The organism is Rhizobium sp. Nf11,1, from assembly GCF_050587665.1.
In the GTDB taxonomy this organism is placed as follows: Bacteria; Pseudomonadota; Alphaproteobacteria; order Rhizobiales; family Rhizobiaceae; genus Rhizobium.
Genome location: NZ_JBOBHU010000003.1, coordinates 42,149 through 64,340, shown reverse-complemented (window position 1 = coordinate 64,340; position 22,192 = coordinate 42,149). Strand labels below are relative to the sequence as shown.

Below are 22,192 nucleotides of genomic sequence, written 5' to 3'. Positions count from 1 at the left end.
GAAGAAGACCGTTACAGAGAAGCAGGAAAATGCGAGCGGAAATCGAAAACGTGGTCGATGAAACCAAGCAGGCTATCACCCTGCTGAGGAGGCATCTTTGACTGGGACCAGGCAATAAGACGACTGGACTGGTTGAACAACAAGGCAGAGGATCCGAACCTCTGGAACGATGCGCAGGAAGCCCAGAAGCTGATGCGCGAGCGTCAGCAGCTCGATGACGGCATTAACGGCGTCCGGCAGCTGGAACAGCAGCTGAAAGACAATGTCGAGCTGGTCGAACTCGGCGAGGAAGAGGGCGACGAAGGCATCGTCAAAGAGGCCGAGGACGCCTTGAAGGCACTGAAGGCTGAGGCCGCGCGCCGTCAGGTGGAGGCGATGCTCTCCGGGGAGGCCGACAGCAACGACACCTATCTCGAAGTCCATTCCGGCGCCGGCGGCACCGAAAGCCAGGACTGGGCCAACATGCTGTTGCGCATGTACACCCGCTGGGCGGAACGCCAGCGCTTCAAGGTCGAGCTTCTCGAAGTCCATGACGGCGAAGAGGCGGGCATCAAGTCCGCGACCCTGCTCGTCAAGGGCCACAATGCCTATGGCTGGCTGAAGACAGAATCGGGCGTACATCGTCTGGTGCGCATTTCCCCCTACGATAGCAATGCGCGGCGCCATACGTCCTTCTCGTCGATCTGGGTCTATCCGGTCGTCGACGACTCGATCAACATCGACATCAACGAAAGCGATTGCCGCATCGATACCTATCGTTCGTCGGGCGCCGGCGGCCAGCACGTCAACACGACGGACTCGGCCGTGCGCATCACCCATATCCCGACCGGGATCGTGGTGGCCTGCCAGCAGGAACGTTCGCAGCACAAGAACCGTGCCAAGGCCTGGGAAATGCTGCGTGCCCGGATGTACGAAGCAGAGTTGAAGAAGCGCGAAGAGGCTGCCAACGCCGAAGCCGCTTCCAAGACGGATATCGGCTGGGGTCATCAGATCCGCTCCTACGTGCTGCAACCCTACCAGTTGGTCAAGGACCTGCGCACAGGCGTCGCCAGCACCGCTCCGGATGACGTGCTCGACGGCGATCTGAACGAATTCATGGAAGCGGCCCTTGCCCATCGCATCAGCGGCGCCGCCGATGCGGTCGTCGAGGATGTCGACTGACAATCAGCATCATGGAAATCAAAGCCCCGGAAACGGGGCTTTCTTTGTTCTGCCTATCGCGCCGCCATCGCCGTCATGAAACAGCGCTGCGGAAAGAGCGGCAATCTCGTCATGAACGGCCCCCCGCTCGATGCCCGGCGGATCGGTGAAGAGCTCGGCGGCAAAGGCCATGCCGAGCCCCGTGCCCTCCGGCACAAAGACATAATGCCCGAGGCCGCCGCCGAAGATTTTTAGCGCGCTGCGTGTCAGGCGCTCATGCAGCCAGCAAGAACATTCCTCAGCCGGTGCCGCCTTGTCGGCATCGCCGACAAGGATAAGAGCGGGCGCCACGACAGCTTTCAGGCTTTCCGCGCCGAAGCTGAGAACGGAGCGACCCGGCGCGCAGAGGACCGCCGCTGCGATCCTGTCGTCCCGATAGGATCGCGACATGCGGGACCATGATTCGCGAAAAACATCGCTGGTGCGAAGCAGTGAGGGAATATGATCGGCGAGGTCGGGAAATTCCCTCGGGCCGCGTGGACCACCCGGCTTCAGCCGTGACGGCTCGAACTGCGAGAACTGGGTGACGGCGCCGAGAAGCAACATGACGCTATAGGCTCCGGCCGAAAATCCGACCGCGAATACACGGTCCGCATCGATCCGACCGGCAAGATGGCCAAGCCAGCCGCGACAGCGGTCGAGCATCAAGCTCAGATCTGGCGCCCGTTCCCAGAGGCAGGCAAAACCTTCGGGGCGGTAAGGCTCACTGCCCGTATTGCCGTGATGATCGACGCCGAGCGCTGTAAATCCGCGATCGACCAGGCGTCGCGCCAGCCATTCCAGTCCGGCCGCAGATCCACCCGTGCCATGTGACAGCAGGACGAGGGGATAAGGCCTGTCCGAGGGCCGAATCGGTGCGTCGCGAGCGACCGCCGCCTTCCGAAACCAGCTTCTCTCCTGGATCTCGCATTCCTGCGCGTTATCGGCAGCCGGATACCATAGCGACCAGCGGACGGGCCTTGGACCGGCTGCGTCCCAGTCTAGTCTCCGGTCGTCATAGAGGATGCCCTCGCGAAAGCCGAGTTTCATCTTCCTCGCCTGTGCGAACAGCGTCTCGCTGCTCAATTGGTCGCTTTCTCGATGGTGATGTCGCCGAGTTCGTCAATCAGCACGGTCCAGCCGTCCGGCTCGGCTGCGGGATCGGTCTTCAGATAGATCGTAGCGAAGAGGCCGGGTTGCTTGATGATGCCGCTCGAGTTTTCGGGGCGGATATCGGTCACGTATGGCTTCAGGTCGCTGATCTCCTGCAGCTCGATGGTCGAGGCAATCGCCGGACCGGTCTCGGTCTGGGCAATCTGCTGAAGATAGACTTTCGATGTCCTGTCCGGCTGACGCACGGCAAAGAGCTTGTAATAGCCGTGGCGCTTTTGCTGAGGGGCGGACACGCTTTCGGCAGCGGTGGGCGCCCGCTCGACATCAGGTGCGTTGCCGTCATCCTCCCAGTAGCCGGTGCTGGTCGCGAAAATCACAGAAGCCGGCAGGATGACGTCCTGCGCGGGAGCGGCGATCGCGGCCGAGCATCCAGCGAGGAAAACCGTGGCCATCAATGTCAGGCGCATTGCCATGATTTCAATCCTTGAACTGCTCGGCGAGAATGCGGTCGGACCAGGAGCGGTCCGGATCGGAGAGGATACGCGCCGTCATATGCTCCGACTGGGCGATGCGGACATGCAGCACCGATTTGACCTCCGTATTGTCTGCCACCGCATTCACCGGCCGCTTCACCGGTTCGAGCACGTCGATATCGACAGTCACCTTGTTCGGAAGCAGGGCGCCCCTCCAGCGCCGCGGCCTGAAAGCGCTGACCGGCGTCATGGCGAGCAGTGGCGCCTCGAGCGGCAGGATGGGGCCATGGGCGGAAAGGTTATAGGCCGTCGATCCCGCTGGGGTGGCCACCATCAGCCCGTCGCAGATCAGCTCCTCCAGCCGTACGCGCCCGTCGACCACCACCCTCAGATTGGCGGCCTGATAAGACTGACGGAAAAGATAAACCTCGTTGATGGCGAGCGCTGTCGAATTCGTGCCGTCGGCATTGGCCGTCGTCATCTTCAACGGGCGGAAGGCGTTTTCGACGGCGACGCAGATACGTTCCTGAAGCCGTTCCGTGCTGTAATCATTCATCAGAAAGCCGACCGAGCCGCGATTCATGCCGTAGACCAGCTTGCCCGAATTCATGGTGCTGTGCAGCGTCTGCAGCATGAAGCCATCGCCGCCCAGTGCGACGATGACATCAGCCTCGTCCTGAGGCACGTCGCCATAGATGCGAATCAGCTCTTCGCGCGCTGCGAGCGCCTCCATCGTCGGCGAGGCGATAAAGGAAAGCGTCTGGAATGAACGGCCCATACAATGCCCTTTGTGAAGCTGCTCTAGCTAAAGGATAAATGGCAGTTGCGACAAGGCCGTTTTGCAAGACAAGGCGTTTTGAATACACGCAGACTTGTCGGCGCTCGCACGGATTTTCCTTTACAGGATCGCAGAATCTGTTAGTTGGGCAGCTATTGCCCTTGTAGCTCAGTTGGTAGAGCACCTGATTTGTAATCAGGGGGTCGCGGGTTCGAACCCTGCCGGGGGCACCAGCCTACGCTCGTGAGCTTCGGCTCGGCGAGCCGAAGAGAGCGGCCAAGCGAAGGCTGTCGCGTCGTAGTTTCGTTGAGAACGAAGGCAGACTGGTTTCGATAATGCTCCGGCGCGTTTTTCCTTAATGAACCCCGTCCGAAGGACTGTTTCAGCGGCAATTCAGCCGCGACGGCGCAGTGTCTCCCCATCCTCAATGAGGAACCAGCCATGAAGTTCGCGCATATTTGCTGACCGCAGCCATTTCCCTCGAGTGGTGCCATATGATCGCGACATGCCCTGGTTCTATTGCAGCTGAAGACAGTCGGTCTCAGCTACCCGTCGTTCCGGTTCAATGCGCGAGGGGTTCGTTGATTTTGGCCTCGATCCTGTCGCCATTACCGGTCTGTCCGGCACCGGAAGGTGACATCATCGCGATGCTCAGCACCGAGGCGACCATGACGGCGACGATGGCGATCATTATGCGCATAAGCGTTCAATCCTCGTTCGATCGGGGATTAACGCGCGATTGCCGTCCGCGTTCCTCTCGGCCTATTGCACCGGCCCCGGCGTCGCGGGGCCAGGCGCCGTCGGCGACAAGGGATCGGCCTGGTGAACGGGATGCGACGTGTCCACCCAAATGATGCTGAGAATGATTCCCACAAAGGCCGCGATGAAGAGGATACCGAAAATCAGCGGTCGAATGGCCATGATGGGAATCGCTCCTTCTTGCTTATGACCGGTCGCTACGGATCGATCGCCGCCCGATCATAATGCTCCAGAAGGTCATTCCAAGGCAAAAAGTGGATTTCTCCGGCTCGAGCCATGCGCCGGGATCAGTGGCGCACGAGCGAAAGTGGCTTGCCGCCTTCTTCTCTGGACTTGTCGAAATTGCCGTCGGCGCGCATGTCGAAGCTGAGCGACGAACCGTCATGGCTCATCAGCGTCAGCCCGAAACCGTCGATATCCCATATGGCGAGCTTGAGCCCGGCGACATTGGCGGCGCAGTCTCCGGAAAGCGATAGGGGTGCGTGGCCGTCCGTATCGACGGTGCCGTCGAGTGTCACGCTGCAGAGCTTTTCGCCGCCCGGTCTTTGCATTGCCCATGTCCCGGCAAGGCTCCTGAAGGTCGGCAAGTGATCGACACCATCGGGTGCCGAGATCAGCAGGAGCGGTGTTTCGTCTTCCGTTTTCATCGCTGAACCCTCGTTCTCGACGAAACGGGCGATGACCTTGCGCATCGCATCGATCAGAATGAGGCCGCCATTGCCGTCGAAATTCCAGGCATAGGACTCGGCGAGCGCCGGCAGTGGCGTAGTGCAAGACTCCTGGCCAGAGAGCGAATAGCCGCCGATCGCCGTACCGGTTTCAAGCGTCATCCGGCATCCCGCGCGGCCGTCTTGCGGGGCAAAGAGATAGGTCCCGGCCTGCGCTTTAACAATATCGGCATCGATCTCCTGGCCCTGGGCCAGGCCACAAGCAAGGAGGGCTGCTGCCGCAGCCGAAAGCCGGACGACGAAACGGATCATGACACTTCCCCCTGGCGCGATGACTGCAGTCGCTTGAATTGAGCTGGTCGCTTGTTGGCCCACCTATGGCTTCAGATAGAGCCGCGCCGCATAAAGCGCGATCGCCGCTGCATTCGAGACGTTCAGCGATTTGATTGCGCCCGGCATGTCGAGGCGGGCAAGCGCGTTGACGGTTTCGCGCGTCTTCTGCCTGAGCCCCTTGCCCTCCGAGCCGAGCACCAGCGCCACCTTATCGCCTGAGAAGGTGCCTTCGAGCGGCGCCGGCCCTTCCGAATCGAGGCCGATGGTGGAGAAGCCGAGCCTGTGCAATTCGCCGAGTGCATCGGCGAGATTGGTGATCTGTATATAAGGTATCAGTTCCAGGGCGCCGGAGGCGGACTTGGCGAGCACGCCTGACTCGGTCGGGCTATGTCTCTGGGTGGTGATAACGGCCCCGGCATTGAAGGCGACGGCCGAGCGCATGATCGCGCCGACATTGTGCGGATCGGTGACCTGATCGAGCACGAGCAGGAGAGGGCTGTCCTTTAGCGCTTCGAGCCGGCGCATCGGTAGCGGCCGCGTTTCCAGCATGAAGCCCTGATGGATCGCCTCGGGACCCAGCACCTTGTCGATCTCGTGCGGCGAGACGATTTCGAAGGGAATGCCGAGCGTCTCGACGTTGATTTCCAGGCGCGCGAGCGCATTCTGTGTCGTAAACAGCTTGATCTTCTTGCGCTCCGGATTGTCGAGAGCGGCGCGCACTGTATGGAGGCCATAGAGATATACCTGGTCGGGCGCGAGCGCCGGCGGCTTCCAGTCCTCAGCTCCACGCCGGCGCTTCTGTGGCTGGGGTGTCGGGATCTCGCCGCGTTCGCGCTTGGCGTCACGGTGGGCGCGCCTCAGATTGGCGTAGTGCGTATCCTTGGCGGATGGCTCTGTCGCGGCCTTGCCGCCGGATTTGTTGTCTTTGCTCATGCGGCTTTATAGCCATGGCGTTCGCTGCCGCATAGGCTTTCTTTCATATGCCGGCTTTCGGCGGCGAATGAAATTTTTCGTGTTTTTTCCATTGTCATCGTGTTGACAGACGGAAATGCTCCGGTCATATACGCGGCGCAGACGACGGGCGGCAACGCTTCGAAGTCTGACGAACTTGGTCTTCAAGATCCGGACGAAAAACTGGAGAGATGCCCGAGTGGTTAAAGGGGACGGACTGTAAATCCGTTGGCTCAGCCTACGTTGGTTCAAATCCAACTCTCTCCACCATTCGTCATCGGATCTGACCATCCCGCGGGTATAGCTCAATGGTAGAGCAGCAGCCTTCCAAGCTGAATACGCGGGTTCGATTCCCGCTACCCGCTCCAGTCTCCCTTAAAGCCAGTTGACGCGATCGCAGTCGCGATCGTCACGCGCGCTGTTTCCAGCCGTGGCGGAGACGCCGGCCGCCATTGCCGCAGGCGAGGGATGTCAATGCCGGCGGCCGCGGCTCATCCTTGGTGATCCGTGCGATTTTCTGTTAGATTCCAGCGATTTTTGGAGGGGCCGCGGCGAATCGCCTTGCAGGCGGCGAATTGTCTCCCATATGCGCTGTCACGCCAAGATTGGCGTCTGCAATTAAGTCTTGCGCAATTTCGCCGAAAGCCTTAAACGGCGGCACTAAACCGGTTCGCCGGGGCCACCATTTCGTTCACAGGAAGCATTCAAATGGCAAAGAGTAAGTTTGAGCGCAACAAGCCGCACGTCAACATCGGCACGATCGGCCACGTTGACCACGGCAAGACGTCTCTGACGGCAGCGATCACGAAGTACTTCGGTGAGTTCAAGGCGTACGACCAGATCGACGCGGCTCCGGAAGAGAAGGCGCGCGGCATCACGATCTCGACGGCGCACGTCGAGTATGAGACGCCGGCCCGCCACTACGCGCACGTCGACTGCCCCGGCCATGCCGACTACGTGAAGAACATGATCACCGGTGCGGCGCAGATGGACGGCGCGATCCTGGTTTGCTCGGCTGCTGACGGCCCGATGCCGCAGACGCGCGAACACATCCTGCTCGCCCGCCAGGTCGGCGTTCCGGCGATCGTTGTGTTCCTGAACAAGGTCGACCAGGTTGACGACGCCGAGCTTCTCGAGCTGGTCGAGCTCGAAGTTCGCGAACTTCTGTCGTCCTACGACTTCCCGGGCGACGACATTCCGGTTGTCAAGGGTTCGGCGCTTGCTGCTCTTGAAGATTCCGACAAGAAGATCGGCGAAGACGCGATCCGCGAGCTGATGGCAGCGGTTGACTCCTACATCCCGACGCCGGAGCGTCCGGTTGACCAGCCGTTCCTGATGCCGATCGAAGACGTATTCTCGATCTCGGGCCGTGGTACGGTCGTGACCGGCCGCGTCGAGCGTGGCATCATCAAGGTTGGTGAAGAAGTCGAGATCGTCGGCATCCGCCCGACCTCGAAGACGACGGTGACCGGCGTTGAAATGTTCCGCAAGCTGCTCGACCAGGGCCAGGCCGGCGACAACATCGGCGCGCTGATCCGCGGTGTGAACCGTGACGGCGTCGAGCGTGGTCAGATCCTGTGCAAGCCGGGTTCGGTCAAGCCGCACAAGAAGTTCAAGGCAGAAGCCTACATCCTGACGAAGGAAGAGGGCGGCCGTCATACGCCGTTCTTCACCAACTACCGTCCGCAGTTCTACTTCCGCACGACCGACGTGACCGGCATCGTCACGCTGCCGGAAGGCACGGAAATGGTCATGCCGGGCGACAACGTCACGGTTGACGTCGAGCTGATCGTTCCGATCGCGATGGAAGAAAAGCTGCGCTTCGCTATCCGCGAAGGCGGCCGCACCGTCGGCGCCGGTATCGTCGCTTCGATCGTCGAGTAACCTTTCAGGTTATCCACAATCAGGAAGGCCCCGCTGGAAACAGCGGGGTTTTTCGTTTTTGATGCATACGAGCTGTTTAACAGGTGTTGTAAAAATATCGTTAAAGATGCTCGTCACAGTATTTTGTTCATCTCACGTTCAGAAAGCAGTTGTGATTGGCTCATTTTAGTCCAGACTCCTCCCTGTAAAGAGGAGAGTCGGGATGATTCCAAAGGCCACATTCGTTGCGACGATATTCGCAATGTATGTTTTCACGATGTTTTTCATCGCTGCGATTCCGCAAGAGGTTGTTCAATCGGCCGGAGTGCAGATCAATGAGGTAAGCGTCGTCAAGTGACGACCTTTCCAGTTCATCGCACGGGGCTGCGGTGACAGGGCAGTAAATGGCCAGGTGCTCCCGGATAGGGTGCTCCTGGCGCGGCGGGGTGAAATACCTCGCAGAACGCTCGCTTGCTCTTCGCGCGGAAGCGTCTAACTATGCCTCCGGTTTCATGATGCGGAGGACATTTCCATGAAAAAGCGGATTCTGTTCACAGGCGGTTCCGGCAAGGCAGGTCGCCATGCCGTGCCATGGCTCGTCAATGCAGGCTACGAGGTTCACAACCTCGATCTCGTGCCTCTGGACAGCCCCGGCGTCACCAATCTCATCGCCGACATCACCGATAGCGGCCAGGTCTTCAACGCGCTGTCGATGCATCGCGATTTTCCCGATCTCGACGCGGGCAGGGGTGTTCAGCCCTTTGATGCCGTCGTGCATTTCGCTGCCATTCCGCGCATTTTGATCAAGCCCGACAACGAGACCTTCCGCATCAACGTGATGGGCACCTACAATGTCATCGAAGCGGCGGTGAAGCTCGGGATCCGGAAGATCATCGTCGCATCGAGCGAGACGACCTACGGCGTCTGTTTCGCCGAAGGCCATCGCGACTTCCACCAATTTCCGCTGGAGGAAGATTACGATGTGAACCCGATGGATTCCTACGGCCTTTCCAAGGTCGTCAACGAAAAGACCGCGCGCGCCTTTGCCGAACGATCGGGCTTCGACATCTATGCGCTGCGTATCGGCAATGTTATCGAGCCGCACGAATATGAGCGGTTTCCCACCTACTTTGCCCATCCCGAGATGCGCAAGCGCATCACCTGGAGCTACATCGATGCTCGCGACCTCGGGCAGATCTGCCACCTCTGCATCGAGAAGGACGGGCTCGGCTATCAGGTCTTCAATGCCGCTAACGATACGGTTTCGGCCAATACGCCATCGAAGGAGCTGGCGAAGCGATTCTTCCCCAACGTGCCGTTCACCCGCGAGATCGGTGAATATGAGGGGCTGCTTTCCAACCGCAAGATTCGCGAGGTGCTGGGCTTCAAGGAAGAACACGACTGGCGCAAATATGTGAAGGTCTGAATGCTTTCGGGTTACGCGCTCGAAAAGCGGACGCTCGCAAATGAGCAGAAGGCTTTGAAAATCGAAAATCGTGCTTGCCAATCTGCTGCCGCCGTCTTAAAGGGAGCGCCATGCATTTCAGCAGCGATTTGCGGGTCTTCGCCCGGGCGCTGAAGGACAGGCATGAAGGGGTATAGCTCAGTTGGTAGAGCGGCGGTCTCCAAAACCGCAGGTCGGGGGTTCGAGCCCCTCTGCCCCTGCCATTTTTCCTGGTACGGACAGCGCGGCGCTGCTCGCGGCATACCGGGCTCGGGATCAATTGGTGGTAACTAATTTCGTTAAACTTCGGTTTCCCTCTTGTGCATTTGGAAATCGGTGTTTATTTAGGGTTCAACAGACACGCGGTGCGTGGGGCTGATAGTTTCAGCTTTACGCGCCGTAATTGCGTGGGCAGTCGATGGCATCCAAATCCAATCCATTTGCGTTTCTGCAGCAGGTTCGCTCCGAGACGTCCAAGGTCACATGGCCGTCGCGCCGCGAGACGATGATCTCGACGGTCATGGTGCTGGTGATGGTGGTATTTGCCGCGCTGTTTTTCTTTGCCGCTGACCAGCTGATCGGCTGGGTCCTGAGCTTCGTGCTCAATACCGGCAACTGATACGGGTGGAGATGAAAATGGCGGCACGTTGGTACATCGTCCACGCGTACTCGAATTTTGAAAAGAAGGTAGCTGAAGACATCGAGAACAAGGCTCGCCAGAAGGGGCTTGAGCACCTGTTCGAGAAGATCCTCGTGCCGACCGAAAAGGTTGTGGAAGTGCGTCGCGGCCGCAAGGTCGATAGCGAGCGCAAGTTCTTCCCGGGTTATGTCCTGGTTCGCGCCAATCTGACGGACGAGGCCTACCACCTGATCAAGAATACGCCGAAGGTCACGGGTTTCCTCGGCTCCGACAATAAGCCCGTTCCGATTCCGGATTATGAAGCCGAGCGTATTCTCGGCCAGGTTCAGGAAGGTGTCGAGCGGCCGAAGGCATCCGTTACCTTCGAGATCGGCGAGCAGGTCCGCGTTTCCGATGGTCCCTTCGCCTCGTTCAACGGCACGGTTCAGGATGTGGACGAAGAGCGTTCGCGCCTGAAGGTGGAAGTGTCGATCTTCGGCCGCGCAACACCGGTCGAGCTGGAATACGCTCAGGTCGAGAAGGTCTGATTGCAGAATTGGAGGCTGGCCTTTGAGGTCTGTTTCCGGCGGACCTAGTCCGCATCCGCGTGGAAGGTGAGGGGTCTTAGCCGGGCCCTATTGATCCGCACCACGCAACCGCAGCCGCCGGAGCGATCCGGCATCACGGGCCGGGCAACCGGCCGTTCATGAAAGGCAGAGAGATATGGCTAAGAAAGTTGCAGGCCAGCTCAAGCTTCAGGTCAAGGCAGGATCGGCGAACCCGTCCCCGCCGATCGGCCCGGCGCTTGGTCAGCGTGGCATTAACATCATGGAATTCTGCAAGGCGTTCAACGCCGCCACGCAGGAAATGGAAAAGGGTATGCCGATTCCGGTCGTCATCACCTATTACCAGGACAAGTCCTTCACCTTCGCGATGAAGCAGCCTCCGGTCAGCTACTGGCTGAAGAAGGAAGCGAAGATCACCTCCGGTTCCAAGACCCCGGGTAAGGGCGCAAAGGCCGGTACCCTCACCAAGGCTCAGATCAAGACGATCGCGGAAGCTAAGATGAAGGACCTGAACGCAGCGGATATCGAAGGCGCAATGGCGATGATCGAGGGCTCTGCCCGCGCCATGGGCCTGGAAGTGGTGGGTTAAGACCATGGCAGGCAAGCGCACACGCAAGATCAACGAAGGTGTTGATCCCACCAAGCTCTACGCTCTGACGACCGCCATCGGCATGGTCAAGGAACGGGCTGTCGCAAAGTTCGACGAAACCATCGAAGTCTCGATGAACCTCGGCGTTGACCCGCGTCATGCGGACCAGATGGTTCGCGGCGTCGTCAACCTGCCGAACGGCACCGGCCGTACGGTTCGCGTCGCCGTCTTCGCTCGTGGCGCCAAGGCTGACGAAGCCAAGGCTGCCGGTGCCGATGTCGTTGGCGCCGAAGACCTCGTCGAAATCGTCCAGGGCGGCAAGATCGAATTCGATCGCTGCATCGCCACCCCCGACATGATGCCGCTCGTCGGCCGTCTCGGTAAGGTTCTTGGCCCGCGCGGCATGATGCCGAACCCGAAGGTCGGAACCGTCACCATGGACGTCGCCGGAGCCGTCAAGGCTTCCAAGGGCGGCGCCGTCGAGTTCCGCGTCGAGAAGGCTGGTATCGTCCATGCCGGCATTGGCAAGGCCTCTTTCGACGCCAAGGCTCTGGAAGAAAACATCCGCGCCTTTGCCGACGCCGTCATCAAGGCGAAGCCGGCTGGCGCCAAGGGCAATTACGTCAAGCGCGTGGCGATTTCCTCGACCATGGGGCCGGGCGTCAAGATCGAAGTCGGCTCGGTCACCGCGGCTCCGACTGCATAAGTTTATGGCCGGGCTTCGGCCCGGTCGCTGAATTTCCGGCCTCGCAAGGGGCCGGAATATTCCGGAGAAATCCGGAATCCTGTCCGAGATTGCAGGTGGTTTTCCCTTAATCACTTGGCCTGCATGAGACGGGTAAGACCCGAATTGCATGAAGTTCGCTTCTTGGAACTCGGTTCGAGCCTTGGATGCCTTGTGCCTCTTCAGCCTTGATTGGCGCGGAGCGCGAGGGGACAGGATCCTCAAGCGTCGCTTGGGATTTCTTTTGATCCCAGGGGGCAAAAGGCAACCCGGTGGGTCCGTTTCAAACGGTCCCGCCAACTGGAGATAGGCAGTGGAAAGAGCGGAAAAACGCGAATTCGTCACGGAACTGAACGAAGTCTTCAAGGCTTCGGGCTCGGTTGTCGTGGCCCACTATGCTGGTGCTACAGTCGCACAGATGAACGATTTTCGTTCGAAGATGCGCGCTGCTGGCGGCACCGTCAAAGTCGCGAAGAACCGCCTGGCCAAAATTGCCCTTCAGGGTACGGAAGCGGAAGGGATTTCCAATCTCTTCAAGGGTCAGACCCTCATTGCTTACAGCAATGATCCGATCATCGCTCCGAAGGTCGTCATGGATTTCGCCAAGACCAACGACAAGATCGTGGTTCTCGGCGGCGCCATGGGTACGACAACGCTGAACGCCGAAGGTGTCAAGTCGCTTGCGACCCTGCCTTCGCTGGACGAACTGCGTGCGAAGCTGCTGGGCATGATCCAGACCCCGGCTACCCGCATTGCAGGCGTTGTTGCAGCACCGGCAAGCCAGCTTGCTCGCGTGTTCTCGGCCTACGCCAAGAAGGACGAAGCCGCTTAAGGCGGTTTTTCGCTGTACATACTCAACAGTTCGAACCGAACAAAAGGAACTAGAAAATGGCTGATCTCGCAAAGATCGTTGAAGACCTCTCCTCGCTGACCGTTCTGGAAGCTGCAGAACTGTCGAAGCTTCTTGAAGAAAAGTGGGGCGTTTCCGCCGCTGCTCCGGTAGCTGTTGCTGCCGTTGGCGGCGCTGCAGGCGGCGCAGCTGCTCCGGCTGAAGAAGAAAAGACCGAGTTCGACGTCATCCTCACGGATGCCGGCGCCAACAAGATCAACGTCATCAAGGAAGTCCGCGCCATCACCGGCCTCGGCCTCAAGGAAGCCAAGGACCTCGTCGAAGGCGCTCCGAAGGCTGTCAAGGAAGGCGTTTCCAAGGCTGAAGCCGCCGACATCAAGAAGAAGCTTGAAGACGCAGGCGCAAAGGCCGACGTCAAGTAATCTTGAACTGCACGTGGGAGGCGGCATTTACTGCCTCCCATTTGCCGTTTTCCTGAACGAATTACCCAAAAGCCGCGTGAAAACGGCTTTTGGGTAATGGGTTCTTCAAGAGCATGGTCTCGAACCGAAGCGCCAAGGCAATCCGGCCTGGCTATTTCGGGAGGTGGGACGAGGTTGAACTACTCATTGATCGGCGGGGTCGACTGGCCATCGGTTCCCGTCCGTTGCAGGCCCGGATGCAATTTTTGAAGGAGCGACGATGGCTCAGACCCTTTCGTTCAATGGTCGCAGGCGCGTACGCAAGTTTTTTGGTAAGATCCCCGAAGTCGCAGAAATGCCGAACCTCATCGAGGTTCAGAAGGCGTCCTACGACCAGTTTCTGATGGTTGAAGAGCCGAAGGGCGGTCGCCCTGACGAAGGCCTTCAGGCCGTCTTCAAGTCCGTTTTCCCGATCACCGACTTCTCCGGCGCCTCGATGCTGGAGTTCGTATCTTACGAATTCGAACCACCGAAGTTCGACGTTGACGAGTGCCGCCAGCGCGACCTGACCTATGCCGCGCCGCTGAAGGTCACTCTCCGTCTCATCGTGTTCGACATCGACGAGGATACCGGCGCAAAGTCGATCAAGGACATCAAGGAACAGTCCGTTTACATGGGCGACATGCCGCTCATGACGAACAACGGCACGTTCATCGTCAACGGCACCGAGCGCGTCATCGTCTCGCAGATGCACCGTTCGCCGGGCGTCTTCTTCGACCACGACAAGGGCAAGAGCCATTCTTCCGGCAAGCTGCTCTTCGCCGCCCGCGTCATTCCTTATCGCGGCTCCTGGCTCGATATCGAATTCGATGCCAAGGACATCGTCTACGCCCGCATTGACCGCCGCCGCAAGATCCCCGTCACGTCGCTGCTGATGGCGCTCGGCATGGACGGCGAGGAAATCCTCGACACCTTCTACACGAAGTCGCTCTACAAGCGCGATGGCGAAGGCTGGCGCATTCCCTTCAAGCCGGAAACGCTGAAGGGCGCCAAGGCAATCACCGAGATGGTCGACGCCGATACCGGCGAAGTCGTCGTGGAAGCCGGCAAGAAGCTGACGCCGCGCCTGCTGCGCCAGCTTTCCGATAAGGGCCTGAAGGCGCTGAAGGCCGGCGACGACGATCTCTACGGCAACTATCTTGCCGAGGATATCGTCAACTACTCGACGGGTGAGATCTATCTCGAGGCCGGCGACGAGATCGACGAGAAGACGCTTGCCGTCATCCTCGCAAACGGTTTTGACGAGATCCCGGTTCTCGGCATCGACCACATTAATGTCGGCGCCTATATCCGCAACACGCTTTCGGCTGACAAGAACGAGAACCGTCAGGACGCTCTGTTCGACATCTATCGCGTCATGCGCCCGGGTGAACCGCCGACCATGGAATCGGCCGAAGCCATGTTCAACTCGCTGTTCTTCGATGCGGAGCGTTACGACCTCTCTGCCGTCGGCCGCGTCAAGATGAACATGCGCCTCGACCTCTCCGTCGAGGACACCGTTCGCATCCTGCGCAAGGACGACATCCTGGCGGTGGTCAAGATGCTGGTCGAACTGCGCGACGGCAAGGGCGAGATCGACGACATCGACAACCTCGGCAACCGTCGCGTCCGCTCGGTCGGCGAGCTGATGGAGAACCAGTACCGTCTCGGCCTGCTGCGCATGGAGCGTGCGATCAAGGAACGCATGTCCTCGATCGAAATCGACACGGTCATGCCGCAGGACCTGATCAACGCCAAGCCGGCTGCCGCAGCCGTCCGCGAATTCTTCGGCTCCTCGCAGCTCTCGCAGTTCATGGACCAGGTCAACCCGCTGTCGGAAATCACCCACAAGCGCCGCCTTTCGGCCCTTGGTCCGGGCGGTCTGACCCGCGAGCGCGCGGGCTTCGAAGTCCGCGACGTGCACCCGACCCACTATGGCCGCATCTGCCCGATCGAAACGCCGGAAGGCCCGAACATCGGTCTGATCAACTCGCTTGCAACCTTTGCCCGCGTCAACAAATACGGCTTCATCGAGAGCCCGTACAGGCGTATCGTCGACGGCAAGGTGACGAACGACGTGCTCTACCTCTCCGCCATGGAAGAGGCGAAGTACTACGTCGCGCAGGCCAACGCCGAACTGAACGCTGACGGTTCCTTCGTCGACGAATTCGTTGTCTGCCGTCACGCGGGTGAAGTTATGCTCGCGCCCCGCGACAGCATGAACCTGATGGACGTTTCGCCGAAGCAGGTCGTTTCGGTTGCTGCGGCACTCATCCCGTTCCTGGAAAACGACGACGCCAACCGCGCCCTCATGGGCTCGAACATGCAGCGTCAGGCCGTGCCGCTGTTACGTGCCGAAGCTCCGTTCGTCGGCACCGGCATGGAGCCGGTCGTCGCGCGTGACTCCGGTGCCGCCATCGGCGCCCGCCGCGGCGGCGTCGTCGACCAGGTCGACGCGACGCGTATCGTTATCCGCGCCACGGAGGACCTCGAAGCCGGCAAGTCCGGCGTCGATATCTACCGCCTGCAGAAGTTCCAGCGTTCGAACCAGAACACCTGCGTCAACCAGCGTCCGCTGGTCACCGTTGGTGACGTCGTCAACCGCGGCGATATTCTCGCCGACGGTCCGTCGACCGATCTCGGCGACCTGGCGCTCGGCCGCAACGCGCTCGTCGCGTTCATGCCCTGGAACGGCTACAACTACGAAGACTCGATCCTGCTCTCCGAGCGCATCGTTGCCGACGACGTGTTCACCTCCATCCACATCGAGGAATTCGAAGTGATGGCGCGCGACACCAAGCTCGGCCCCGAGGAAATCACCCGCGATATTCCGAACGTCTCGGAAGAAGCGCTGAAGAACCTCGACGAAGCCGGCATCGTCTATATCGGCGCCGAGGTTCAGCCGGGCGATATCCTCGTCGGCAAGATCACGCCGAAGGGCGAAAGCCCGATGACGCCGGAAGAAAAGCTTCTGCGCGCCATCTTCGGCGAAAAAGCCTCCGATGTGCGCGACACCTCCATGCGCATGCCGCCCGGCACCTATGGCACGATCGTCGAAGTTCGCGTCTTCAACCGCCATGGCGTCGAGAAGGACGAGCGCGCGATGGCGATCGAACGCGAAGAGATCGAGCGTCTCGCCAAGGACCGTGACGACGAGCAGGCGATCCTCGACCGTAACGTCTATGGTCGTCTGATCGACATGCTGCGCGGCCAGGTCTCGATTGCCGGTCCGAAGGGCTTCAAGAAGGGCACCGAGCTTTCGAACGCCGTCGTCTCCGAATATCCCCGCTCGCAGTGGTGGATGTTCGCCGTCGAGGACGAGAAGGTGCAGAGCGAACTCGAAGCGCTCCGCGGCCAGTACGACGAGTCCAAGTCGCGCCTCGAACAGCGCTTCATGGATAAGGTCGAGAAGGTCCAGCGCGGCGATGAAATGCCTCCGGGCGTCATGAAGATGGTCAAGGTCTTCGTCGCCGTGAAGCGCAAGATCCAGCCGGGCGACAAGATGGCCGGCCGTCACGGGAACAAGGGCGTGGTGTCGCGCATTGTGCCTGTCGAGGACATGCCGTTCCTCGAAGACGGTACGCATGTCGACGTCGTTCTGAACCCGCTCGGCGTGCCTTCGCGCATGAACGTCGGCCAGATCCTGGAAACGCACCTGGGCTGGGCTTGCGCCGGCATGGGTCGCCAGATCGGCGAACTGATCGAAGCGTATAAAGCCAATGGCAACATCGAGCCACTGCGCAAGACCATTGGCGATGTCGTGGGCGACGGTCCCAAGGCCGAACAGGTCCAGGACTTCGACGATGAGTCCGTTCTGCGTCTCGCCGACCAGTGGAAGCGCGGCGTTTCGATCGCAACGCCGGTCTTCGACGGCGCCAACGAAGGTGACGTCAACGACATGCTGCGTCTGGCGGGTCTCAAGGACACCGGCCAGTCGACACTTTATGACGGCCGTACCGGCGAGCAGTTCGACCGCCAGGTGACTGTGGGCTACATCTACATGCTGAAGCTCAACCACCTGGTCGACGACAAAATCCATGCCCGTTCGATCGGCCCTTACTCGCTCGTGACCCAGCAGCCGCTGGGCGGCAAGGCGCAGTTCGGCGGTCAGCGCTTCGGCGAAATGGAAGTCTGGGCGCTCGAAGCCTATGGCGCCGCCTATACGCTGCAGGAAATGCTGACGGTGAAGTCGGACGACGTCGCCGGCCGCACCAAGGTCTACGAAGCCATTGTCCGCGGAGACGACACGTTCGAAGCCGGTATTCCGGAAAGCTTCAACGTTCTCGTCAAGGAAATGCGCTCGCTGGGCCTCAGCGTCGAGCTCGAGAACACCAAGCTCGACGAAGCGCAGGCAACCCAGCTGCCGGACGCGGCCGAGTAAACATTGATAGGGCGTGCGCTGCCAATGCGGCGCACGCCGGTCCCGCCGGGAGCCGCATCTGTCGGCCCGGAAGGGAAGTTTCGCCGCATCTTGCGGTTATTCTCGTTTAAGCGAGGGAGGCGGCTCCCGGGAATTGCCGCCGGCCATCGCATTTTGAGGGCGCTTTAGCCCATGAAGGAGACAGGCATGAACCAAGAGGTCATGAATCTTTTCAATCCGCAGGTGCCTGCACAGAATTTCGATTCCATTCGGATTTCGATCGCGTCTCCGGAGAAGATCCTCTCCTGGTCCTACGGTGAGATCAAGAAGCCGGAAACCATCAACTACCGTACGTTCAAGCCGGAACGCGACGGTCTGTTCTGCGCACGCATCTTTGGCCCGATCAAGGATTACGAATGCTTGTGCGGCAAGTACAAGCGCATGAAGTACAAGGGCATCATCTGCGAAAAGTGCGGCGTCGAAGTCACGCTGTCGCGTGTTCGCCGTGAGCGCATGGGCCATATCGAGCTCGCCGCTCCCGTTGCCCACATCTGGTTCCTGAAGTCGCTGCCGTCGCGCATCTCGACCCTGCTCGACATGACGCTGAAGGATGTCGAGCGCGTTCTCTACTTCGAAAACTACATCGTCACCGAGCCCGGCCTGACCGCGCTCAAGGAGCACCAGCTCCTGACGGAAGAAGAGTACATGCTCGCCGTCGACGAATACGGCGAAGACCAGTTCACCGCGATGATCGGCGCTGAGGCGATCTACGAGATGCTGGCCTCGATGAACCTCGAAAAGATCGCCGGCGATCTGCGCTCCGAGCTTGCCGACACGACGTCGGATCTCAAGCAGAAGAAGCTGATGAAGCGCCTGAAGATCGTCGAGAACTTCATGGAGTCAGGCAATCGTCCGGAATGGATGATCATGAAGGTCGTCCCGGTCATCCCGCCGGATCTGCGCCCGCTCGTTCCGCTCGACGGCGGCCGTTTCGCGACCTCGGATCTGAACGATCTCTATCGCCGCGTCATCAACCGTAACAACCGTCTGAAGCGCCTGATCGAACTGCGCGCTCCGGGCATCATCATCCGCAACGAAAAGCGCATGCTGCAGGAATCTGTCGACGCGCTCTTCGATAACGGCCGCCGCGGCCGCGTCATCACCGGCGCCAACAAGCGCCCGCTGAAGTCGCTGTCCGACATGCTGAAGGGTAAGCAGGGCCGCTTCCGTCAGAACCTGCTCGGCAAGCGCGTCGACTATTCCGGCCGTTCGGTCATCGTCACCGGTCCGGAACTGAAGCTGCATCAGTGCGGTCTTCCGAAGAAGATGGCGCTCGAGCTCTTCAAGCCGTTCATCTATGCCCGCCTGGACGCCAAGGGTTACTCCTCGACCGTCAAGCAGGCGAAGAAGCTGGTTGAAAAGGAAAAGCCGGAAGTTTGGGATATCCTCGACGAGGTCATCCGCGAACATCCGGTTCTCCTGAACCGCGCACCGACGCTGCACCGTCTGGGCATCCAGGCCTTCGAACCCACCCTGGTCGAAGGCAAGGCAATCCAGCTGCACCCGCTCGTCTGCACGGCCTTCAACGCCGACTTCGACGGTGACCAGATGGCTGTTCACGTGCCGCTGTCGCTCGAAGCCCAGCTCGAAGCCCGCGTGCTGATGATGTCGACCAACAACATCCTGCACCCGGCAAACGGCGCGCCGATCATCGTTCCCTCGCAGGACATGGTTCTCGGCCTCTACTATCTGTCGATCCTGAACCAGAACGAACCGGGCGAAGGTATGGCTTTCTCCGATCTCGGCGAGCTGCATCACGCGCTGGAAAACAAGGTCGTCACCCTGCACACCAAGATCCGCGGCCGCTTCAAGTCGATCGGCGAGGATGGCAAGCCCTACTCGAAGATCTATGAGACGACGCCCGGCCGTCTGCTTATCGGCGAACTGCTGCCGAAGAACGGCAAGGTGCCCTTCGACATCTGCAACCAGGAAATGACCAAGAAGAACATCTCCAAGATGATCGACACGGTCTATCGCCATTGCGGCCAGAAGGACACGGTCATCTTCTGTGACCGCATCATGCAGCTCGGCTTCGCCCATGCCTGCCGCGCCGGCATTTCGTTCGGCAAGGACGACATGGTCATCCCGGCCACCAAGGCGAAGATCGTTGCCGACACCGAAAACCTGGTGAAGGAATACGAGCAGCAGTACAATGACGGCCTGATCACCCAGGGCGAAAAGTACAACAAGGTTGTCGACGCCTGGGGCAAGGCGACCGAAAAGGTCGCCGAAGAAATGATGGCGCGCATCAAGGCGGTCGAATTCGACGAAAACACCGGCCGTCAGAAGCCGATGAACTCGATCTACATGATGAGCCACTCCGGCGCCCGCGGTTCTCCGAACCAGATGCGCCAGCTGGGCGGCATGCGCGGCCTGATGGCCAAGCCGTCGGGTGAAATCATCGAGACGCCGATCATCTCCAACTTCAAGGAAGGCCTGACCGTCAACGAGTACTTCAACTCGACGCACGGCGCCCGTAAGGGTCTGGCAGACACCGCCTTGAAGACCGCGAACTCCGGTTACCTGACCCGCCGTCTTGTCGACGTCGCGCAGGATTGCATCGTCACGCACGTCGATTGCGGCACCGAAACCGGCCTGACCATGACCGCCATCGTCGATGCCGGCCAGGTCGTCGCCTCGCTCGGCGCCCGTATCCTCGGCCGCACGGCGCTTGACGACATCGATCATCCGGTGACGGGCGAGCGCATCGTCGATGCCGGCAAGATGATCCTCGAGCCCGATGTCATCGAGATCGAGAAGGCTGGCATCCAGTCGATCCGCATCCGCTCGGCGCTGACCTGCGAAATCCAGACGGGCGTCTGCTCGGTCTGCTATGGCCGCGACCTCGCGCGCGGTACGCCGGTCAATATGGGCGAAGCCGTCGGCGTCATCGCCGCTCAGTCGATCGGCGAGCCGGGAACCCAGCTCACCATGCGTACTTTCCACCTTGGCGGTACGGCAACCGTGGTCGACCAGTCGTTCCTGGAAGCCTCGTACGAAGGTACGGTGCAGATCAAGAACCGCAACGTGCTGCGCAACTCCGAAGGCAGCCTCGTTGCCATGGGCCGCAACATGACCGTCCAGATCCTGGACGAGCGTGGCGTCGAGCGCTCTTCGCAACGTGTCGCCTACGGTTCGAAGCTGCACGTTGACGAAGGTGACAAGGTCAAGCGCGGGCAGCGCTTGGCGGAGTGGGATCCTTACACCCGTCCGATGATGACGGAAGTTGCCGGTACCGTTCAGTTCGAAGACCTCGTCGATGGTCTCTCGGTTCTGGAAGCGACCGACGAATCCACCGGCATCACCAAGCGTCAGGTCATTGACTGGCGTTCGACCCCGCGCGGTTCGGACCTCAAGCCGGCGATCGTCATCAAGGACGCCAGCGGCAATGTCGCGAAGCTGTCCCGCGGTGGTGACGCCCGCTTCCTGCTCTCGGTCGACGCCATTCTGTCGGTCGAGCCGGGCACGAAAGTCTCCCAGGGTGACGTTCTCGCCCGTTCGCCGCTCGAAAGCGCCAAGACCAAGGACATCACCGGTGGTCTGCCGCGTGTTGCCGAACTGTTCGAAGCGCGCCGTCCGAAGGACCACGCCATCATCGCAGAGATCGATGGTACGATCCGCCTCGGCCGCGACTACAAGAACAAGCGTCGCGTCATCATCGAACCGGCGGAAGACGGTGTCGAGCCTGTCGAATACCTGATCCCGAAGGGCAAGCCCTTCCACCTTCAGGACGGCGACTATATCGAAAAGGGTGACTACATCCTCGACGGTAACCCGGCTCCGCACGACATCCTGGCGATCAAGGGCGTGGAGGCTCTCGCTTCCTACCTGGTCAACGAAATCCAGGAAGTCTATCGTCTGCAGGGCGTTGTCATCAACGACAAGCACATCGAAGTGATCGTCCGTCAGATGCTGCAGAAGGTGGAGATCACCGATGCAGGCGACTCGACCTACATCGTCGGCGACAACGTCGACCGGATCGAGCTGGAGGACGTCAACGACCACCTGATCGAGCAGGGCAAGAAGCCCGCCAGCGGCGAGCCGGTCCTTCTCGGCATCACCAAGGCGTCGCTGCAGACCCCGTCCTTCATCTCGGCCGCGTCCTTCCAGGAAACGACCAAGGTGCTGACGGAAGCTGCAATCGCCGGCAAGACCGACGGCCTGCAGGGGCTGAAGGAAAACGTCATCGTCGGCCGCCTCATCCCGGCCGGCACCGGCGGCACCATGACCCAGATCCGCCGCATCGCCACGTCGCGCGACGAGCTCATTCTCGAAGAGCGCCGCAAGGGCACTGGGGCAGCGGTCGCCACCCCGATGCTGCAGGACATGGCCGAAAACGCCCCGGCTGCGGAATAATCCGCAGCTGAGGTCCACGAATTGAAAACCGCCCGGAGCGATCCGGGCGGTTTTCGTTTGTGCTAGC

Annotated in this window: 18 protein-coding genes and 4 tRNA genes; 15 read left to right on the top strand and 7 right to left on the bottom strand. The window is 60.2% G+C overall.

Annotated elements, in window-relative coordinates; translation table 11 throughout:
* Positions 1–29 precede the first annotated feature (29 nt).
* A protein-coding gene (prfB, locus tag ACQ7C1_RS05875) for a peptide chain release factor 2 (RefSeq protein WP_176536255.1) occupies positions 30–1,161 on the top strand; the annotation gives its coding sequence in 2 pieces (ribosomal slippage) (positions 30–98 and positions 100–1,161; 1,131 coding nt in all).
* Positions 1,162–1,179: 18 nt separating this feature from the next.
* On the opposite strand, the gene ACQ7C1_RS05870 is transcribed toward prfB, so the two are convergent.
* From ACQ7C1_RS05870 to ACQ7C1_RS05860, 3 genes are read right to left on the bottom strand one after another with little or no spacing between them, the layout of a single operon-like run.
* Positions 1,180–2,229 (bottom strand): alpha/beta hydrolase family protein, encoded by a 1,050-nt coding sequence (locus ACQ7C1_RS05870; protein ID WP_430957628.1) that lies wholly within the window; start codon positions 2,227–2,229, stop codon positions 1,180–1,182.
* Positions 2,230–2,261: 32 nt separating this feature from the next.
* Entirely contained in the window at positions 2,262–2,765 is a 504-nt protein-coding gene (locus tag ACQ7C1_RS05865) for a hypothetical protein (RefSeq protein ID WP_285192907.1), read from the bottom strand.
* 4 nt (positions 2,766–2,769) lie between these two features.
* Positions 2,770–3,543: an NAD kinase gene (locus ACQ7C1_RS05860; RefSeq protein WP_430957627.1), complete on the bottom strand. Its 774-nt coding sequence runs from the start codon at positions 3,541–3,543 to the stop codon at positions 2,770–2,772.
* A gap of 157 nt (positions 3,544–3,700) precedes the next feature.
* Here ACQ7C1_RS05860 and ACQ7C1_RS05855 point away from each other — a divergent pair.
* Positions 3,701–3,776 (top strand) — tRNA-Thr (locus tag ACQ7C1_RS05855).
* 329 nt (positions 3,777–4,105) lie between these two features.
* On the opposite strand, the gene ACQ7C1_RS05850 is transcribed toward ACQ7C1_RS05855, so the two are convergent.
* From ACQ7C1_RS05850 to rlmB, 4 genes are all read right to left on the bottom strand, one after another.
* Entirely contained in the window at positions 4,106–4,243 is a 138-nt protein-coding gene (locus ACQ7C1_RS05850; protein ID WP_198175514.1) for a hypothetical protein, read from the bottom strand.
* Positions 4,244–4,305: 62 nt separating this feature from the next.
* Positions 4,306–4,464: a hypothetical protein gene (locus ACQ7C1_RS05845; RefSeq protein ID WP_176536253.1), complete on the bottom strand. Its 159-nt coding sequence runs from the start codon at positions 4,462–4,464 to the stop codon at positions 4,306–4,308.
* 125 nt (positions 4,465–4,589) lie between these two features.
* Positions 4,590–5,282: an AprI/Inh family metalloprotease inhibitor gene (locus ACQ7C1_RS05840; protein WP_430957626.1), complete on the bottom strand. Its 693-nt coding sequence runs from the start codon at positions 5,280–5,282 to the stop codon at positions 4,590–4,592.
* 63 nt (positions 5,283–5,345) lie between these two features.
* Entirely contained in the window at positions 5,346–6,236 is an 891-nt protein-coding gene (gene rlmB / locus ACQ7C1_RS05835) for a 23S rRNA (guanosine(2251)-2'-O)-methyltransferase RlmB (RefSeq protein WP_430957625.1), read from the bottom strand.
* A 203-nt stretch (positions 6,237–6,439) separates the two neighbouring features.
* On the opposite strand from rlmB, the gene ACQ7C1_RS05830 reads away from it, so the two are divergent.
* From ACQ7C1_RS05830 to rpoC, 13 genes are all read left to right on the top strand, one after another.
* Positions 6,440–6,524, top strand: a tRNA-Tyr gene (locus tag ACQ7C1_RS05830).
* A gap of 24 nt (positions 6,525–6,548) precedes the next feature.
* Positions 6,549–6,622 (top strand) — tRNA-Gly (locus ACQ7C1_RS05825).
* 340 nt (positions 6,623–6,962) lie between these two features.
* Complete coding sequence (gene tuf / locus ACQ7C1_RS05820) at positions 6,963–8,138, top strand: elongation factor Tu (RefSeq protein WP_011424970.1); 1,176 nt, start codon at positions 6,963–6,965, stop codon at positions 8,136–8,138.
* A 511-nt stretch (positions 8,139–8,649) separates the two neighbouring features.
* Positions 8,650–9,543: an NAD-dependent epimerase/dehydratase family protein gene (locus ACQ7C1_RS05815; RefSeq protein WP_430957624.1), complete on the top strand. Its 894-nt coding sequence runs from the start codon at positions 8,650–8,652 to the stop codon at positions 9,541–9,543.
* Positions 9,544–9,709: 166 nt separating this feature from the next.
* Positions 9,710–9,785, top strand: a tRNA-Trp gene (locus ACQ7C1_RS05810).
* Between the two features lie 194 nt (positions 9,786–9,979).
* Positions 9,980–10,180, top strand: coding sequence for a preprotein translocase subunit SecE (gene secE / locus ACQ7C1_RS05805; protein WP_003573826.1), 201 nt, complete (start codon positions 9,980–9,982; stop codon positions 10,178–10,180).
* Positions 10,181–10,197: 17 nt separating this feature from the next.
* Positions 10,198–10,728, top strand: coding sequence for a transcription termination/antitermination protein NusG (gene nusG / locus ACQ7C1_RS05800; protein WP_007791989.1), 531 nt, complete (start codon positions 10,198–10,200; stop codon positions 10,726–10,728).
* A gap of 175 nt (positions 10,729–10,903) precedes the next feature.
* A complete protein-coding gene (gene rplK / locus ACQ7C1_RS05795) occupies positions 10,904–11,335 on the top strand; it encodes a 50S ribosomal protein L11 (protein WP_009985507.1) in 432 nt (143 codons plus the stop codon).
* Positions 11,336–11,339: 4 nt separating this feature from the next.
* A complete protein-coding gene (rplA, locus tag ACQ7C1_RS05790) occupies positions 11,340–12,041 on the top strand; it encodes a 50S ribosomal protein L1 (RefSeq protein WP_011424973.1) in 702 nt (233 codons plus the stop codon).
* Between the two features lie 331 nt (positions 12,042–12,372).
* Positions 12,373–12,891, top strand: coding sequence for a 50S ribosomal protein L10 (rplJ, locus tag ACQ7C1_RS05785; RefSeq protein ID WP_183706679.1), 519 nt, complete (start codon positions 12,373–12,375; stop codon positions 12,889–12,891).
* 56 nt (positions 12,892–12,947) lie between these two features.
* The gene (gene rplL, locus ACQ7C1_RS05780; protein ID WP_011424974.1) at positions 12,948–13,331 is read left to right on the top strand and encodes a 50S ribosomal protein L7/L12; all 384 of its coding nucleotides are present in this window, start codon (positions 12,948–12,950) and stop codon (positions 13,329–13,331) included.
* A 259-nt stretch (positions 13,332–13,590) separates the two neighbouring features.
* Positions 13,591–17,730, top strand: a complete 4,140-nt coding sequence (gene rpoB / locus ACQ7C1_RS05775) for a DNA-directed RNA polymerase subunit beta (protein ID WP_085777817.1) — start codon at positions 13,591–13,593, stop codon at positions 17,728–17,730.
* A gap of 186 nt (positions 17,731–17,916) precedes the next feature.
* On the top strand, positions 17,917–22,125 hold the full coding sequence (gene rpoC / locus ACQ7C1_RS05770) for a DNA-directed RNA polymerase subunit beta' (RefSeq protein WP_085777818.1): 4,209 nt from the start codon (positions 17,917–17,919) through the stop codon (positions 22,123–22,125).
* Positions 22,126–22,192: the final 67 nt, after the last annotated feature.

Coding starts and splice junctions, on each gene's coding strand:
- ACQ7C1_RS05870 (WP_430957628.1), bottom strand. CDS start 2,229: ATGAAACTCGGCTTTCGCGAGGGCATCCTCTATGACGACCGGAGACTA.
- ACQ7C1_RS05865 (WP_285192907.1), bottom strand. CDS start 2,765: ATGGCAATGCGCCTGACATTGATGGCCACGGTTTTCCTCGCTGGATGC.
- ACQ7C1_RS05860 (WP_430957627.1), bottom strand. CDS start 3,543: ATGGGCCGTTCATTCCAGACGCTTTCCTTTATCGCCTCGCCGACGATG.
- ACQ7C1_RS05850 (WP_198175514.1), bottom strand. CDS start 4,243: ATGCGCATAATGATCGCCATCGTCGCCGTCATGGTCGCCTCGGTGCTG.
- ACQ7C1_RS05845 (WP_176536253.1), bottom strand. CDS start 4,464: ATGGCCATTCGACCGCTGATTTTCGGTATCCTCTTCATCGCGGCCTTT.
- ACQ7C1_RS05840 (WP_430957626.1), bottom strand. CDS start 5,282: ATGATCCGTTTCGTCGTCCGGCTTTCGGCTGCGGCAGCAGCCCTCCTT.
- rlmB (WP_430957625.1), bottom strand. CDS start 6,236: ATGAGCAAAGACAACAAATCCGGCGGCAAGGCCGCGACAGAGCCATCC.
- tuf (WP_011424970.1), top strand. CDS start 6,963: ATGGCAAAGAGTAAGTTTGAGCGCAACAAGCCGCACGTCAACATCGGC.
- ACQ7C1_RS05815 (WP_430957624.1), top strand. CDS start 8,650: ATGAAAAAGCGGATTCTGTTCACAGGCGGTTCCGGCAAGGCAGGTCGC.
- secE (WP_003573826.1), top strand. CDS start 9,980: ATGGCATCCAAATCCAATCCATTTGCGTTTCTGCAGCAGGTTCGCTCC.
- nusG (WP_007791989.1), top strand. CDS start 10,198: ATGGCGGCACGTTGGTACATCGTCCACGCGTACTCGAATTTTGAAAAG.
- rplK (WP_009985507.1), top strand. CDS start 10,904: ATGGCTAAGAAAGTTGCAGGCCAGCTCAAGCTTCAGGTCAAGGCAGGA.
- rplA (WP_011424973.1), top strand. CDS start 11,340: ATGGCAGGCAAGCGCACACGCAAGATCAACGAAGGTGTTGATCCCACC.
- rplL (WP_011424974.1), top strand. CDS start 12,948: ATGGCTGATCTCGCAAAGATCGTTGAAGACCTCTCCTCGCTGACCGTT.
- rpoB (WP_085777817.1), top strand. CDS start 13,591: ATGGCTCAGACCCTTTCGTTCAATGGTCGCAGGCGCGTACGCAAGTTT.
- rpoC (WP_085777818.1), top strand. CDS start 17,917: ATGAACCAAGAGGTCATGAATCTTTTCAATCCGCAGGTGCCTGCACAG.